The 15,687-nt window shown below is 53.8% G+C and carries 12 protein-coding genes and 1 pseudogene; 4 read left to right on the top strand and 9 right to left on the bottom strand.

The annotated features are described in order from the left end of the window. Position 1: 1 nt before the first annotated feature. The 4 genes from thiG (at position 2) to WFO70_RS21900 (ending at position 2,820) form a co-directional block, all read left to right on the top strand. On the top strand, positions 2-772 hold the full coding sequence (gene thiG / locus WFO70_RS21915; protein WP_337019324.1) for a thiazole synthase: 771 nt from the start codon (positions 2-4) through the stop codon (positions 770-772). After that, the gene (thiH, locus tag WFO70_RS21910) at positions 769-1,902 is read left to right on the top strand and encodes a 2-iminoacetate synthase ThiH (RefSeq protein WP_337019322.1); all 1,134 of its coding nucleotides are present in this window, start codon (positions 769-771) and stop codon (positions 1,900-1,902) included. The genes thiG and thiH overlap by 4 nt, the downstream gene beginning before the upstream one ends. A gap of 291 nt (positions 1,903-2,193) precedes the next feature. After that, entirely contained in the window at positions 2,194-2,499 is a 306-nt protein-coding gene (locus tag WFO70_RS21905) for a PTS sugar transporter subunit IIB (protein ID WP_039028885.1), read from the top strand. A gap of 3 nt (positions 2,500-2,502) precedes the next feature. Next, positions 2,503-2,820 (top strand): PTS lactose/cellobiose transporter subunit IIA, encoded by a 318-nt coding sequence (locus tag WFO70_RS21900; protein ID WP_337019319.1) that lies wholly within the window; start codon positions 2,503-2,505, stop codon positions 2,818-2,820. A 144-nt stretch (positions 2,821-2,964) separates the two neighbouring features. Here WFO70_RS21900 and rpoC read toward each other — a convergent pair whose 3' ends face one another. The 9 genes and pseudogenes from rpoC to tuf form a co-directional block, all read right to left on the bottom strand. Continuing rightward, a complete protein-coding gene (rpoC, locus tag WFO70_RS21895; RefSeq protein ID WP_337019317.1) occupies positions 2,965-7,188 on the bottom strand; it encodes a DNA-directed RNA polymerase subunit beta' in 4,224 nt (1,407 codons plus the stop codon). A 76-nt stretch (positions 7,189-7,264) separates the two neighbouring features. Beyond that, entirely contained in the window at positions 7,265-11,293 is a 4,029-nt protein-coding gene (gene rpoB, locus WFO70_RS21890; protein WP_142487806.1) for a DNA-directed RNA polymerase subunit beta, read from the bottom strand. 318 nt (positions 11,294-11,611) lie between these two features. Next, positions 11,612-11,977: a 50S ribosomal protein L7/L12 gene (gene rplL / locus WFO70_RS21885; protein WP_337019314.1), complete on the bottom strand. Its 366-nt coding sequence runs from the start codon at positions 11,975-11,977 to the stop codon at positions 11,612-11,614. Between the two features lie 66 nt (positions 11,978-12,043). Next, complete coding sequence (gene rplJ, locus WFO70_RS21880; protein ID WP_001207203.1) at positions 12,044-12,541, bottom strand: 50S ribosomal protein L10; 498 nt, start codon at positions 12,539-12,541, stop codon at positions 12,044-12,046. A gap of 291 nt (positions 12,542-12,832) precedes the next feature. Continuing rightward, positions 12,833-13,537: a 50S ribosomal protein L1 gene (gene rplA / locus WFO70_RS21875; RefSeq protein WP_142487804.1), complete on the bottom strand. Its 705-nt coding sequence runs from the start codon at positions 13,535-13,537 to the stop codon at positions 12,833-12,835. 3 nt (positions 13,538-13,540) lie between these two features. After that, positions 13,541-13,969 (bottom strand): 50S ribosomal protein L11, encoded by a 429-nt coding sequence (gene rplK / locus WFO70_RS21870; protein ID WP_032615878.1) that lies wholly within the window; start codon positions 13,967-13,969, stop codon positions 13,541-13,543. 154 nt (positions 13,970-14,123) lie between these two features. Further along, positions 14,124-14,669, bottom strand: a complete 546-nt coding sequence (gene nusG / locus WFO70_RS21865; RefSeq protein ID WP_003862341.1) for a transcription termination/antitermination protein NusG — start codon at positions 14,667-14,669, stop codon at positions 14,124-14,126. Between the two features lies 1 nt (position 14,670). Continuing rightward, entirely contained in the window at positions 14,671-15,054 is a 384-nt protein-coding gene (gene secE / locus WFO70_RS21860; protein ID WP_003862342.1) for a preprotein translocase subunit SecE, read from the bottom strand. Between the two features lie 230 nt (positions 15,055-15,284). After that, positions 15,285-15,687: pseudogene (gene tuf, locus WFO70_RS21855) on the bottom strand (elongation factor Tu); the annotation flags it as partial.

The raw sequence follows: 15,687 nt of genomic DNA, 5'->3' as shown, positions 1-15,687 counted from the left end.
GATGTTACGCATTGCTGATAAAACCTTTGATTCACACCTGTTTACCGGCACCGGGAAATTCGCCTCGCCGCAGTTGATGGTGGACGCCATACGCGAGAGCGGCAGCCAGCTGGTGACCCTCGCGATGAAGCGGGTCGATCTGCGTCATCACAATGACGCCATTCTGGCCCCACTGCTGGAGGCGGGCGTGAACCTGCTGCCCAATACGTCAGGCGCCAAAACCGCACAAGAGGCGGTGTTCGCTGCCCGACTGGCACGCGAGGCGCTGGGGACGCACTGGCTGAAGCTGGAGATCCATCCCGATGCCCGTTGGCTGCTGCCCGATCCTATCGAGACGTTGAAGGCGGCGGAAATACTGGTCAAAGAGGGGTTCACGGTGCTGCCCTACTGCGGGGCGGATCCGGTGCTGTGCAAACGGCTCGAAGAGGCGGGTTGCGCGGCGGTGATGCCGCTCGGCGCGCCGATAGGCTCCAACCAGGGGCTGGAAACCCGCGCGATGCTGGAGATTATCATTCAGCAGGCCACCGTGCCGGTGATCGTCGATGCCGGGATCGGCGTGCCCAGCCATGCGGCTCAGGCGCTGGAGATGGGGGCCGACGCGGTGCTGGTCAATACCGCCATTGCGGTCGCGGACGATCCGGTGATGATGGCGCGGGCGTTTCGTCTGGCGGTGGAAGCAGGCGTGCTGGCACGCCGGTCTGGCCCCGGTTCGCGAAGCCCAGAAGCCCAGGCCACCAGCCCGTTAACCGGATTTCTGGAGGCCCTCTCATGAACACCTTTACCGATCGCTGGCACCAGCTCGACTGGGACGATATTCGCCTGCGCATCAACAGTAAAACCCCGGCAGATGTTGAACGCGCCCTGAATGCCCGACAGCCGACGCGCGAGGATATGATGGCCCTGCTCTCCCCCGCCGCCAGCGCGTATCTGGAGCCAATGGCCCAGCGAGCCCAGCGGCTGACCCGCCAGCGTTTTGGCAATACGGTGAGCTTTTATGTTCCGCTCTATCTCTCCAACCTGTGCGCCAACGACTGTACCTACTGCGGCTTCTCAATGAGCAACCACATCAAGCGCAAAACGCTGGATGAAAATGAGATTGCCCGGGAGTGTGCCGCGATCCGCGAGATGGGGTTTGAGCATCTGCTGCTGGTCACCGGCGAGCACCAGACTAAGGTCGGTATGGACTATTTTCGCCGTCATATCCCGGCCATTCGCCGCCAGTTCGCTTCGTTACAGATGGAGGTTCAACCCCTGTCAGAGGCCGAGTATGGCGAGCTGAAAACGCTGGGGCTCGACGGCGTGCTGGTCTATCAGGAGACCTACCACGAGGCGGTGTATGCCCAGCACCATCTGAAAGGTAAAAAGCAGGACTTCTTCTGGCGGCTGGAGACCCCGGATCGACTGGGCCGCGCCGGGATCGACAAGATCGGCCTCGGGGCCTTAACCGGGCTCTCTGACAGCTGGCGGGTCGACAACTTTATGGTGGCGGAACACCTGCTCTGGCTGCAGCAGCACTACTGGCAGAGCCGGTACTCAATCTCCTTCCCCCGGCTGCGTCCCTGCGCTGGCGGGATCCAGCCCGCGTCGATCATGGATGAACGCCAGCTGGTGCAGACCATCTGCGCATTTCGTCTGTTAGCGCCGGAGGTGGAACTGTCGCTGTCGACCCGGGAATCCCCCGCGTTTCGCGATCGCGTGATACCGCTGGCCATCAACAACGTCAGCGCCTTTTCAAAAACCCAGCCGGGCGGTTATGCCGACGATAGTCCCGAGCTGGAGCAGTTTGCGCCCCACGATAGTCGTCGCCCGGAAGAGGTTGCCGAAGCGCTCAGCCAGCAGGGACTGCAGCCGGTGTGGAAAGACTGGGATAGCTGGCTGGGACGCGCCTCGCAGCCGGGATGAAAAAGGGTGTAACCCGATGAAGTTATTACGAGGCGTCACGTAACCTCATCAACAGGTCATTGTCAGCCTGAGCATATATTTTTTACGCTTAGTACGTCAGCAGGGGATGCTGACCAGGGCGGAAAGCTTCTTCCTCGTTCCGCCCTGCCTTCCCCATTCTGTAACAGTTGTAACCGGTTTCAGAAAATGCGGGTTTCTTTGTGATGCCTCACACACAATCGCGGTAACGCGGTTGTCGAAGCGGGCTACGCGGGATAATTATCAATAAACACATGTACATTGAGGCTGACTATGAAGAACATCGTTTTATGCTGTGCAGCGGGAATGTCCACCAGCATGCTGGTTCAACGCATGAAAGACGCCGCGCAGAAAAAAGGGGTCGAAGTAACCATTAAAGCCGTACCGGTTGCTGAGTTTAAAGATGAAATCGCCGCAGCCGACATTGTGTTGCTTGGCCCGCAGGTCAAATACGAACTCAATAATCTTCAGGCACAGGCAGAACCGCTGGGCAAAAAGGTCGCGGTTATCGACATGATGGATTACGGCATGATGAAAGGCGATGCCGTTCTCGAAAAAGCCCTCAAACTGCTGGAGTGACCCATGGAAGATTTAGAAACCATTATTATGGAGTTGCTGGTGAATGCGGGTGCAGCCCGCAGCTCAGCACTCACCGCCCTGCAGATGGCGCGTAAAGGCGCTTTTGCCGATGCGGAAAAGGCGATGGAAGAGTCGCGTGAATTCGTGAAGCATGCGCACACCATCCAGACGAAGCTGATTGGTATGGATGAAGGCACCGGCAAGCTGCCGGTCAACCTGATTACCGTTCACTCTCAGGATCACCTGATGAACGCGATGGTGATTCAGGATCTGGCGGGCGATATGATCGAACTGTATCGCCGGTTGCCGCTGGTGAACTAACCCGCCCGGTGGCGCTACGCTTACCGGGCCTACAACGACCCCGAACCGTAGGCCGGGTAAGCGCAGCGCCACCCGGCAACAGCCGCACCAGACACGCAAAAAAAAACCCGCCGAAGCGGGTTTTTTTATGGGCTGACTTAACGATTACTCGTTGTCAGAACCGCCCAGGCCTGCGTTCAGCAGTTCTGCCAGGCTCGCGGATGCATCTTCTGCAGTGACCTGCGGTGCTGCTGGCAGTTCGCCCGCTGCACGACGACGCATACGATCCTGGTGGTACGCATAACCGGTACCGGCCGGGATCAGACGACCCACGATAACGTTCTCTTTCAGACCGCGCAGTTCGTCGCGTTTGCCCGCAACGGCTGCTTCGGTAAGCACACGAGTGGTCTCCTGGAACGATGCCGCGGAGATGAAGGACTCGGTTGCCAGAGACGCTTTGGTGATACCCAGCAGATCGCGTGCGAAGGTCGCACTGAGTTTGCCGTTCGCTTCCAGATCGCGGTTAGCAATCTTAACGCGAGAGTATTCAACCTGCTCACCTTCGAGGAAGTCGGAGCTACCGGCATTCACGATGGTGGCTTTACGCAGCATCTGACGAACGATAACTTCGATGTGCTTATCGTTGATCTTAACGCCTTGCAGACGGTAAACGTCCTGTACTTCGTTGGTGATGTAACGCGTTACCGCGTGGACGCCACGAAGACGCAGAATGTCGTGCGGAGCTTCCGGACCGTCGGAAACCACGTCACCACGTTCTACACGTTCACCTTCAAACACGTTGAGCTGACGCCATTTTGGAATCATCTCTTCGTACGGATCGCTGCCATCCAGCGGCGTGATCACCAGACGGCGCTTCCCTTTGGTCTCTTTACCGAAGGAAATGATACCGCTGATTTCAGCCAGGATTGCCGGCTCTTTCGGACGACGTGCTTCGAACAGGTCCGCAACGCGTGGCAGACCACCGGTAATATCTTTGGTACCGCTGGATTCCTGAGGAATACGCGCCAGAGCATCACCCGCACCGATCTGAACACCATCTTCCAGCTGGACAATCGCTTTACCTGGCAGGAAGTACTGAGCCGGCATGTCGGTGCCCGGGATCAGAACGTCGTTGCCGTTAGCATCAACGATTTTCAGCGCTGGACGCAGATCTTTACCACCCGCGGTACGTTCTGCAGAATCCAGAACCACCAGGGAAGAGAGACCGGTCAGGTCGTCGGTCTGACGAGTAATCGTCTGGCCGTCGATCATATCGGTGAAGCGGATGAAACCAGCCACTTCGGTGATTACCGGCATGGTGTGTGGATCCCAGTTTGCTACGGTTTCGCCGCCAGCAACCTGCTCGCCATCACCCTTGGCCATAACAGCACCGTAAGGCACTTTATAGCTCTCTTTGGTACGACCGAATTCGTCGATCAGCTTCAGCTCGGTGTTACGAGAGGTCACAACCAGCTTGCCGGAAGAGTTAACAACCGACTTCGCGTTGCTGAGCTTGATGCTACCTTTGTTTTTCACCTGGATGCTGGATTCAGCAGCCGCACGAGATGCCGCACCACCGATGTGGAACGTACGCATCGTCAGCTGTGTACCTGGCTCACCGATGGACTGTGCCGCGATAACGCCGATGGCTTCACCTTTGTTGATGATGTGGCCACGCGCCAGGTCACGACCGTAGCAGTGCGCACATACACCAAAGTCGGTGTCACAGGATACAACGGAACGCACTTTCACTGAGTCAACAGAGTTCGCTTCCAGCAGGTCACACCAGTGCTCGTGCAGCAGCGTGTTGCGTGGAACCAGAATATCTGCGGTACCTGGCTTCAGAATATCTTCCGCGGTGACACGACCCAGTACGCGATCGCGCAGTGGCTCTTTAACATCACCACCCTCGATAACCGGGGTCATGGTGATACCTTCAAGGGTGCCACAGTCGTCTTCGGTCACAACCAGATCCTGCGCAACGTCAACCAGACGACGCGTCAGATAACCGGAGTTCGCAGTTTTCAGTGCGGTATCCGCCAGACCTTTACGCGCACCGTGCGTGGAGATGAAGTACTGGAGTACGTTCAGACCTTCACGGAAGTTCGCGGTGATTGGCGTTTCGATGATGGAGCCATCTGGCTTCGCCATCAGACCACGCATACCTGCCAGCTGACGAATCTGTGCTGCGGAACCACGCGCACCGGAGTCGGCCATCATGTAGATGCTGTTGAAGGAAACCTGCTGCTCTTCGACGCCGTCACGGTTAATAACGGTTTCGGTCTGCAGGTTGTCCATCATCGCTTTGGATACACGATCGTTCGCCGCTGCCCAGATATCGATAACTTTGTTATAGCGTTCGCCCGCGGTTACCAGACCAGACTGGAACTGCTCCTGGATCTCAGCAACTTCAGCTTCCGCTTCAGAGATGATCTCGTATTTCTTCTCTGGGATGACCATGTCATCGATACCAACAGAGGCACCTGAACGCGCTGCATAAGCAAAGCCGGTGTACATTGTCTGGTCAGCGAAGATAACTGTCGGCTTCAGGCCCAGGATGCGGTAACAGGTGTTCAGCATCTTGGAGATCGCTTTCTTGCCCAGCGCCTGGTTGACGATGGAGAAAGGCAGACCTTTCGGTACGATCATCCACAGAATCGCACGGCCAACGGTCGTGTCAATCAGGCTGGTTTTCGCAACGAGTTCGCCGTTTTCAGCTTTTTCATACTCGGTGATACGCACTTTTACACGCGCATGCAGAGAGGCCAGGCCAGCGCGATAAATACGCTCAGCTTCTTTCGGGCCAGTCAGCACCATGCCTTCGCCTTTGGCGTTAACACAGTCACGGGTCATGTAGTACAGACCCAGTACAACGTCCTGAGAAGGAACGATAATTGGTTCACCGTTCGCTGGAGACAGGATGTTGTTGGTAGACATCATCAGCGCACGCGCTTCGAGCTGGGCTTCCAGCGTCAGCGGTACGTGAACAGCCATCTGGTCACCATCGAAGTCGGCGTTATAGGCCGCACAGACCAGCGGGTGCAGCTGGATAGCTTTACCTTCGATCAGTACTGGCTCAAAGGCCTGGATACCCAGACGGTGCAGGGTTGGTGCACGGTTCAGCAGTACCGGGTGTTCGCGGATCACTTCGTCCAGGATATCCCAAACGACAGCTTCTTCACGCTCAACCATCTTCTTAGCGGCTTTGATGGTGGTGGCCAGGCCACGCAGTTCCAGCTTGCCGTAGATGAACGGTTTGAACAGCTCCAGTGCCATTTTCTTCGGCAGACCGCACTGATGCAGACGCAGGTATGGACCTACGGTGATTACAGAACGACCGGAGTAGTCAACACGCTTACCGAGCAGGTTCTGACGGAAACGACCCTGTTTACCTTTGATCATGTCGGCCAAAGATTTCAGAGGACGTTTGTTAGAACCGGTGATCGCACGACCGCGACGACCGTTATCCAGCAGGGCATCTACCGCTTCCTGCAGCATACGTTTTTCGTTGCGTACGATGATGTCCGGCGCAGCCAGATCCAGCAGACGTTTCAGACGGTTGTTACGGTTAATGACGCGACGATACAGATCGTTCAGGTCAGAAGTCGCGAAACGACCACCATCCAGCGGAACCAGCGGACGCAGATCTGGCGGCAGAACCGGCAGAACGGTCAGGATCATCCACTCTGGTTTGTTACCAGACTGAACGAACGCTTCCAGCAGTTTGATACGCTTGGTCAGCTTTTTACGCTTGGTTTCGGAGTTGGTTTCGTTCAGCTCTTCACGCAGAGTTTCACACTCTTGCTCCAGATCCATGCTCTTCAGCAGGGCCTGGATAGCTTCCGCACCCATCTTCGCGTCGAATTCGTCACCGAACTCTTCCAGCGCGTCCAGATACTGCTCTTCGGTCAGAATCTGGTTACGTTCCAGGTTCGTCATCCCGCCTTCGATAACAACATAAGATTCGAAGTACAGTACACGTTCGATATCGCGCAGCGGCATATCCAGCAGCAGGCCGATACGGGACGGCAGAGATTTCAGGAACCAGATGTGGGCAGTCGGAGACGCCAGCTCGATGTGGCCCATGCGCTCACGACGCACTTTAGTCTGGGTCACTTCAACGCCGCACTTCTCACAGATCACACCACGGTGTTTCAGGCGCTTGTACTTACCGCACAGGCACTCGTAATCTTTTACTGGCCCGAAAATACGCGCACAGAAAAGGCCGTCACGCTCAGGTTTGAACGTACGGTAGTTGATGGTTTCTGGCTTTTTAACTTCACCAAAAGACCATGAACGGATCATGTCTGGCGAGGCCAGAGCAATTTTGATCGCATCAAACTCTTCGGTTTTAGTTTGCGCTTTCAGAAACTTTAATAAGTCTTTCACGGATTTGCTCCCGTCGGAGTTAGCACAATCTGGTGCCGGAAACTACTCCGGCACCAGTGACCTGTTTGAGCGAGAGTTACTCGTCTTCCAGTTCGATGTTGATACCCAGCGAACGAATCTCTTTCAACAGCACGTTGAAGGACTCTGGCATGCCCGGTTCCATCTGATGGTTGCCGTCCACGATGTTTTTATACATCTTGGTACGACCATTCACGTCATCAGACTTAACGGTGAGCATCTCCTGCAGGGTGTATGCCGCGCCGTATGCTTCAAGCGCCCACACTTCCATCTCCCCGAAGCGCTGACCACCGAACTGCGCCTTACCACCCAGCGGCTGCTGAGTAACCAGGCTGTAAGAACCGGTAGAACGCGCGTGCATCTTGTCATCAACCAGGTGGTTCAGTTTCAGCATGTACATGTAACCCACGGTTACCTGGCGCTCGAACTGCTCACCGGTACGACCGTCGAACAGTGTGATCTGGCCAGAACTTGGCAGGCCACCCAGCTGTAACAGTTCCTTGATTTCAGACTCTTTCGCACCATCGAAGACTGGCGTTGCGATTGGCATACCTTTTTTCAGGTTCTCAGCCAGACGCAGCACTTCTTCATCGCTGAAGGTGTTCAGGTCGACTTTCTGACGAACATCGGTACCCAGATCGTACGCACGCTGGATGAATTCGCGCAGTTTCGCGACTTCCTGCTGCTGTTTCAGCATGGCGTTGATCTTATCGCCGATACCTTTTGCAGCCATACCCAGGTGAGTTTCGAGGATCTGACCAATGTTCATACGAGACGGTACGCCCAGCGGGTTCAGTACGATATCTACCGGCGTACCGTTAGCATCATGCGGCATATCTTCGATCGGGTTGATCTTAGAGATAACACCCTTGTTACCGTGACGACCTGCCATCTTATCACCAGGCTGGATCTGACGTTTAACGGCCAGATAAACCTTAACAATCTTCAGCACGCCTGGTGCCAGATCGTCGCCCTGAGTGATCTTACGGCGTTTCGCTTCGAGTTTTTTCTCGAACTCGTGTTTCAGTTCGTCATACTGCTCAGCCAGCTGTTCCAGCTGATTTTGTTTCTCTTCGTCGGCCAGGCCCAGTTCCAGCCAGCGGTCACGTGGCAGTTTGTCGAGCTTCTCAGCTTCAACACCACCGGCAACCAGCACCGCGTAGATACGACCAAACAGGCCAGCTTCGAGGATCTGCAGTTCTTCAGACAGGTCTTTCTTCGCCTGCTTCAGCTGCATCTCTTCGATTTCCAGCGCACGTTTGTCTTTTTCTACGCCATCGCGAGTAAAGACCTGAACGTCGATAACCGTACCGGAAACACCGTTCGGCACACGCAGAGAAGAGTCTTTAACGTCAGACGCTTTCTCACCGAAGATCGCGCGCAGCAGTTTTTCTTCTGGCGTCAGCTGGGTTTCACCTTTCGGCGTAACCTTACCAACCAGAATGTCGCCGCCGGTCACTTCTGCACCGATGTAAACGATACCGGATTCATCCAGCTTGGAGAGCGCAGCTTCACCCACGTTAGGGATGTCAGCGGTGATCTCTTCTGGCCCCAGCTTGGTGTCACGGGACACACACGCCAGTTCCTGGATGTGGATAGTGGTGAAACGATCTTCCTGAACCACACGCTCGGAGACGAGGATGGAGTCTTCGAAGTTGTAACCATTCCACGGCATGAACGCTACGCGCATGTTCTGACCGAGCGCCAGTTCACCGAGGTCGGTGGACGGACCGTCAGCCAGCACGTCGCCGCGCTCAATTGGCTCACCCAGAGACACACATGGCATCTGGTTGATACAGGTGTTCTGGTTAGAACGGGTGTACTTGGTCAGGTTGTAAATGTCGATACCGGCTTCGCCTGCATGCATCTCGTCTTCGTTAACTTTGATAACGATACGGGAAGCATCGACGTACTGAACAGTACCGCCACGTTTAGCAACTGCAGTAACACCGGAGTCAACGGCAACAGCACGTTCCATACCGGTACCAACCAGCGGCTTATCAGCACGCAGAGTTGGAACGGCCTGACGTTGCATGTTCGCACCCATCAATGCACGGTTGGCGTCATCGTGTTCCAGGAACGGGATCAGGGACGCACCGACGGAAACCACCTGCTGGGTGGAAACGTCCATGTAGTCAACCTGGTCGCGGCTGAACAAGCTGGATTCGCCTTTGCTACGGCAGGTAACCAGATCTTCTACAAAGTGGCCTTCGTCATCCAGGTTGGAGTTCGCCTGAGCGATGACGTAGTTACCTTCTTCGATAGCAGACAGGTAGTGAATTTCGTCGGTTACAACACCGTCAGTCACTTTACGATACGGGGTCTCAAGGAAACCGTATTCGTTTGTCTGTGCGTACACGGACAGGGAGTTGATCAGACCGATGTTTGGACCTTCAGGCGTTTCGATTGGACATACGCGACCGTAGTGGGTCGGGTGTACGTCTCGAACTTCAAAGCCTGCGCGCTCACGGGTCAGACCGCCCGGGCCGAGTGCAGAGATACGACGCTTGTGCGTAATCTCAGACAGCGGGTTGTTCTGGTCCATAAACTGTGACAGCTGGCTGGAACCAAAGAACTCTTTCACTGCTGCGGAGATCGGCTTGGCGTTGATCATATCCTGAGGCATCAGGGTATCCAGATCGCCCAGAGACAGACGCTCTTTCACCGCACGCTCTACACGTACCAGGCCAACGCGGAACTGGTTTTCCGCCATTTCGCCTACGGAACGGATACGACGGTTGCCGAGGTGGTCGATATCGTCCACTTCGCCTTTACCGTTACGGATATCGATGAGCTTCTTCATCACTTCGATGATGTCTTCTTTGCTCAGGATACCGGAACCTTCGATCGCGTCACGCAGCAGAGAACGGTTGAACTTCATACGACCAACCGCGGACAGATCGTAGCGGTCTTCGGAGAAGAACAGGTTCTCGAACAGGCTTTCAGCCGCTTCACGAGTTGGCGGCTCACCAGGACGCATCATGCGGTAGATTTCTACCAGCGCGCTCAGACGATCGGTGGTTGGGTCGACACGTACGGTTTCGGACATGTACGGACCGTGGTCCAGATCGTTGGTGAACAGCGTTTCGATACGCTTGTGGCCAGACTGGCTCAGCTTAGCCAGCAGATCCAGGCTCAGCTCCATGTTAGCCGGGCAGATCAGCTCGCCAGTGGATGCATCCACGTAATCTTTTGCAGCTACTTTTCCAGCAATGTATTCAACCGGGACTTCGATGTGTTTGATATCATCTTTTTCCAGCTGACGGATGTGGCGCGCAGTAATACGGCGGCCTTTTTCCACATACACTTTGCCGTCGGCTTCGATGTCGAACGACGCGGTATCACCACGCAGACGCTCAGGCACCAGCTCCATTTGCAGCTTGTTGTCGCGAATTTCAAAGACAACTTTCTCAAAGAACAGATCGAGAATCTGCTCAGTGGTGTAGTTCAGCGCACGCAGAATGATGGTTGCAGGCAGTTTACGACGACGGTCGATACGGACAAACAGGTTGTCTTTAGGATCGAACTCGAAGTCCAGCCAGGAACCACGGTAAGGAATGATACGCGCGTTATACAGTACTTTACCGGATGAGTGTGTTTTACCTTTATCGCTGTCGAAGAAGACGCCCGGGCTACGGTGCAGCTGGGAAACGATAACACGCTCAGTACCGTTGATTACGAAAGTACCGTTGTCAGTCATGAGCGGAATTTCGCCCATGTAGACTTCTTGTTCTTTAATGTCTTTAACGGTGCCTTCCGGCGCTTCGCGCTCGTAGATCACCAGACGCAGTTTAACGCGCAGCGGTGCCGAGTAGGTCACGCCACGGATTTGACATTCCTGAACGTCAAATACCGGTTCGCCAAGGCGGTAGCTGACGTATTGCAGCTCGGAATTACCGCTGTAGCTCTTAATAGGGAACACGGAACGGAAGGCTGCTTCCAGACCGTACTGCCCTTCAGGATCTTGCTCGATAAACTTCTGGAACGAGTCAAGCTGGATAGAAAGGAGATATGGAATGTCCAGAACTTGTGGACGTTTACCAAAATCCTTACGAATACGTTTTTTCTCGGTATAGGAGTAAACCATAGGGTTCCTCAGCTCGCTGACAAGTCGACCCATCTGTCCATTGGCGGACAGTTTGTGCAACACCATTTTGTTGATCGGAAAATCGAACACTTTCCGCAATGCCTGTTGCTATCACGCTTAAACCATTTCATTGCGATTTACCCAGAGCGAGCACCCTGTCGCAGTATATTAAGTCGTCGATAGAAACAAGCATTGTCAGGACAGCCAGCAGTCAAACAGTGTGAAACTCTACTGGCGCCTTACAGCGCAAAAAGGCTGGTGACTAAAAAGTCACCAGCCATCAGCCTAATTTCTCAGGCTGCAACCGGAAGGGTTGGCTTATTTAACTTCAACTTCAGCGCCAGCTTCTTCCAGAGATTTTTTCAGTGCTTCTGCGTCGTCTTTGCTCACGCCTTCTTTCAGCGCAGCTGGAGCAGATTCTACCAGGTCTTTAGCTTCTTTCAGACCCAGGCCAGTTGCAGCACGTACTGCTTTGATTACGGCAACTTTGTTAGCGCCAGCAGCTTTCAGAATTACGTCGAATTCAGTTTTTTCTTCAGCAGCTTCAGCCGGGCCAGCAGCTACAGCTACAGCAGCAGCAGCGGAAACACCGAATTTTTCTTCCATTGCAGTGATCAGTTCTACAACGTCCATTACGGACATAGCTGCAACTGCTTCAATGATTTGATCTTTAGTGATAGACATTTAAATTGTTCCTGAAAATCAGAATAAGTTTATACGTAAGCGAATACTTGATAAAGATGACTGCTATTAAGCAGCTTCTTTCGCATCGCGAACAGCAGCCAGAGTGCGAACCAGTTTGCCAGCCGAAGCTTCTTTCATGGTTGCCATCAGGCGTGCAATTGCTTCTTCGTAGGTCGGCAGGGTTGCCAGGCGATCGATTTGCGATGCCGGGATCAACTCACCTTCAAAGGCTGCAGCTTTAACCTCGAATTTTGCATTCGCTTTCGCGAACTCTTTGAACAGACGAGCAGCAGCGCCCGGGTGTTCCATAGAGTATGCAATCAAGGTTGGACCAACAAACGTGTCTTTCAGGCACTCGAACTGAGTACCTTCAACTACGCGGCGCAGCAGGGTGTTACGAACAACACGCATGTAAACGCCAGCTTCACGACCTGCTTTACGCAGTTCAGTCATTTTATCTACAGTAACGCCACGGGAATCCGCAACTACTGCAGACAGCGCGCCTTTGGCTACTTCGCTGACTTCAGCAACAATCGCTTGTTTGTCTTGAAGATTTAAAGCCATTAGCTTTGCTCCTGGATGTTTGCCGGAACTCATGTTCCGGAACTCACTTCACTCTTCCCAACGGAAAGAGCGTCTTAATACGGTGAGCAGAAACAAGCCAGAGTATCCAAAAATAATCTTAGCGTTCTGTCACCGTCTACGCAGGGCATTAAGTCTCTTGCGAAACACCTGCGGTCTTCGACGGAGGCCTGGATTAGGCCAGGCTCCAACGAACAAATCTTTTAGCCGCTAACTATTGTTAGCAAACGTGGGGGTAAGATTGTAGACAAATCCACCGCCCACGTAAAGGCATTAGTTTGCAGCAGCGCTCAGGCCAGCCTGGTCAACTGCAACACCTGCACCCATGGTGGTGGAGATGCTAACTTTCTTGATGTACACGCCTTTCGCCTGAGTTGGTTTTGCTTTTTTCAGCGCAACCAGCAGAGATTCCAGGTTTTCTTTCAGTTTGTCAGCGTCAAAGTCCACTTTACCGATGGTGGTGTGGATGATGCCGTTTTTGTCGTTACGATAACGAACCTGACCTGCTTTAGCGTTCTTAACCGCTTCAGCAACGTTAGGGGTTACAGTACCAACTTTCGGGTTTGGCATCAGGCCGCGTGGACCCAGAACCTGGCCGAGCTGGCCAACAACGCGCATTGCATCCGGGGAAGCAATAACAACGTCAAAGTTCATTTCGCCTTTCTTGATCTGATCAGCCAGATCTTCCATACCTACCAGTTCAGCGCCGGCAGCTTTAGCAGCTTCAGCGTTTGCACCCTGAGCAAATACAGCTACGCGTACGGAACGGCCAGTACCGTGTGGCAGTACAGTTGCGCCACGAACGTTCTGATCGGATTTACGAGCGTCGATACCGAGGTTAACAGCAACGTCAACGCTTTCTACGAACTTAGCAGTAGCCAGTTCTTTCAGCAGAGCGATAGCTTCGTTGATGTCGTATTGTTTGGTCGCATCAACTTTGCCACGGATTACGGACATGCGCTTGGTCAGTTTAGCCATTTCTTAGTCCTCCACTACCAGGCCCATGGAACGTGCAGTACCTTCGATGGAGCGAGTCATCGCTTCAACGTCGGAACCAGTCATGTCGGCAGCTTTGGTCTGCGCGATTTCCTGCAGCTGAGCGCGGGAAATTTTACCTACTTTGTCTTTGTTCGGCTTGCCGGAACCAGACTTGATACCAGCCGCTTTTTTCAGCAGAACTGCTGCCGGCGGGGTCTTGGTAACGAAAGTGAAAGAACGGTCAGCGTAAACAGTGATTACGACTGGGATTGGCAGACCTTTTTCCAGGGATTCGGTTTTGGCGTTGAACGCTTTACAGAATTCCATGATGTTAACACCCTGCTGACCCAGAGCTGGACCAACTGGTGGACTTGGGTTTGCCATACCAGCTGCAACCTGCAGCTTGACATAGGCTTGTACTTTCTTAGCCATTCTAAAATCCTCTGATTGGGTAATAGCGCCTCAGGGAGGCTCCCCGTGATAAAATTCGTTTTACGGATGTAATCCATAAAAACAAAAGGCGCGAAATTGTAGTCCAATCTCGCGCCCTGTGCAACGATTAAATCGTCGCTTTTTTGATCGCTGCTTAGGCTTTTTCTACCTGGGCAAAGTCCAGTTCTACCGGGGTCGCACGACCAAAGATAGAAACGGAAACTTTCAGGCGGGACTTCTCGTAGTCCACTTCTTCAACCACGCCGTTAAAGTCAGCAAACGGACCGTCATTAACACGAACCATTTCACCCGGTTCAAACAGCGTTTTAGGACGCGGCTTATCACCAACCTGCTGCAGGCGGTTCATAATCGCATCAACTTCTTTGTCGCTGATTGGCGCCGGACGGTCAGACGTGCCGCCGATAAAGCCCATTACGCGCGGTACGCTGCGCACTAAGTGCCAGCTTGCATCGTTCATCACCATCTGAACAAGCACGTAACCCGGGAAGAATTTGCGTTCGCTTTTGCGGCGCTGGCCGCCACGGATCTCGACCACTTCTTCGGTCGGAACCATAACTTCGCCAAACAACTCTTCCATATTATGTAATTTGATATGCTCACGCAGCGACGTTGCTACGCGGCCTTCAAAACCGGAAAACGCCTGAACGACGTACCAGCGCTTTTTAGGGGCTTCAGACATCTCAGAACCTCAGGCCAGTGATAAAGGATACCAGGCGAACCAGAATACCATCCAGTCCCCACAGGATCAGTGACATTACAGCGGTAACCGCAGCTACAATCAGCGTGGTGTGCAATGTTTCCTGGCGAGTCGGCCAAATGACCTTACGGACTTCGGTTCTCGCTTCGCGGGCAAAAGCAACGGTCGCTTTACCTTTGGTCGTCAACAGCGCGACACCACCCGCTGCAGCAATCAGAATTACCACTGCCAGCGCGCGTAGCGGCAGCATCATGTCGCGATAAAGGTAGTTGCCAACGATTGCTACAATTAACAATACGGCTACCACTACCCATTTCATCGCTTCCAGGCCGCGCCCGCTCCCTTGAGCTTCGGTATTCGCACTCATAAACCAACCTGTCAGAAGTATTCTACAAACATTTTCACCCCGCGATAGCGAGGCGAACCAAACCGAAATGCTCTGTTGCGTTTCGGACTAAAACGCCCTCTTCAGAGCCTGTCTCAGCAATGATTATGACAAATAAAATCACTGATGAGCCAGGTTCTGGTTCGAAAGCGTGCAAAAAGGGCATCAAATGATGCCCTTTTCATGCGCATTGCGTCAAATGTTATCAGCAATTAGCCGAGAACTTTAGCAACAACGCCCGCGCCAACAGTACGGCCGCCTTCACGGATTGCGAAACGCAGACCGTCATCCATCGCGATTGGGTGGATCAGGGTAACAACCATCTTGATGTTGTCGCCTGGCATTACCATCTCAACGCCTTCTGGCAGTTCGATGGTACCGGTCACGTCAGTAGTACGGAAGTAGAACTGTGGACGGTAGCCTTTGAAGAACGGAGTATGACGGCCGCCTTCGTCTTTGGACAGGATGTACACTTCAGATTCGAACTTGGTGTGCGGCTTGATTGAGCCTGGCTTAGCCAGAACCTGACCACGTTCGATTTCTTCACGCTTGATACCACGCAGCAGAACACCAACGTTCTCACCGGCACGGCCTTCGTCCAGCAGTTTGCGGAAC

The organism is Leclercia sp. AS011 (assembly GCF_037152535.1).
Classification (GTDB): domain Bacteria; phylum Pseudomonadota; class Gammaproteobacteria; order Enterobacterales; family Enterobacteriaceae; genus Enterobacter.
The sequence above is the reverse complement of the archived record's forward strand: the minus strand, read 5'-3'. Positions and strand labels throughout refer to the sequence as shown.

Excerpts from the sequence above, each read along its gene's own strand:
- WFO70_RS21900 (WP_337019319.1), top strand. The coding sequence starts at position 2,503 with ATGGAAGATTTAGAAACCATTATTATGGAGTTGCTGGTGAATGCGGGT.
- rplK (WP_032615878.1), bottom strand. The coding sequence starts at position 13,969 with ATGGCTAAGAAAGTACAAGCCTATGTCAAGCTGCAGGTTGCAGCTGGT.
- thiH (WP_337019322.1), top strand. The coding sequence starts at position 769 with ATGAACACCTTTACCGATCGCTGGCACCAGCTCGACTGGGACGATATT.
- rpoB (WP_142487806.1), bottom strand. The coding sequence starts at position 11,293 with ATGGTTTACTCCTATACCGAGAAAAAACGTATTCGTAAGGATTTTGGT.
- nusG (WP_003862341.1), bottom strand. The coding sequence starts at position 14,669 with ATGTCTGAAGCCCCTAAAAAGCGCTGGTACGTCGTTCAGGCGTTTTCC.
- rplA (WP_142487804.1), bottom strand. The coding sequence starts at position 13,537 with ATGGCTAAACTGACCAAGCGCATGTCCGTAATCCGTGGCAAAGTTGAT.
- WFO70_RS21905 (WP_039028885.1), top strand. The coding sequence starts at position 2,194 with ATGAAGAACATCGTTTTATGCTGTGCAGCGGGAATGTCCACCAGCATG.
- rplJ (WP_001207203.1), bottom strand. The coding sequence starts at position 12,541 with ATGGCTTTAAATCTTCAAGACAAACAAGCGATTGTTGCTGAAGTCAGC.
- thiG (WP_337019324.1), top strand. The coding sequence starts at position 2 with ATGTTACGCATTGCTGATAAAACCTTTGATTCACACCTGTTTACCGGC.
- secE (WP_003862342.1), bottom strand. The coding sequence starts at position 15,054 with ATGAGTGCGAATACCGAAGCTCAAGGGAGCGGGCGCGGCCTGGAAGCG.
- rplL (WP_337019314.1), bottom strand. The coding sequence starts at position 11,977 with ATGTCTATCACTAAAGATCAAATCATTGAAGCAGTTGCAGCTATGTCC.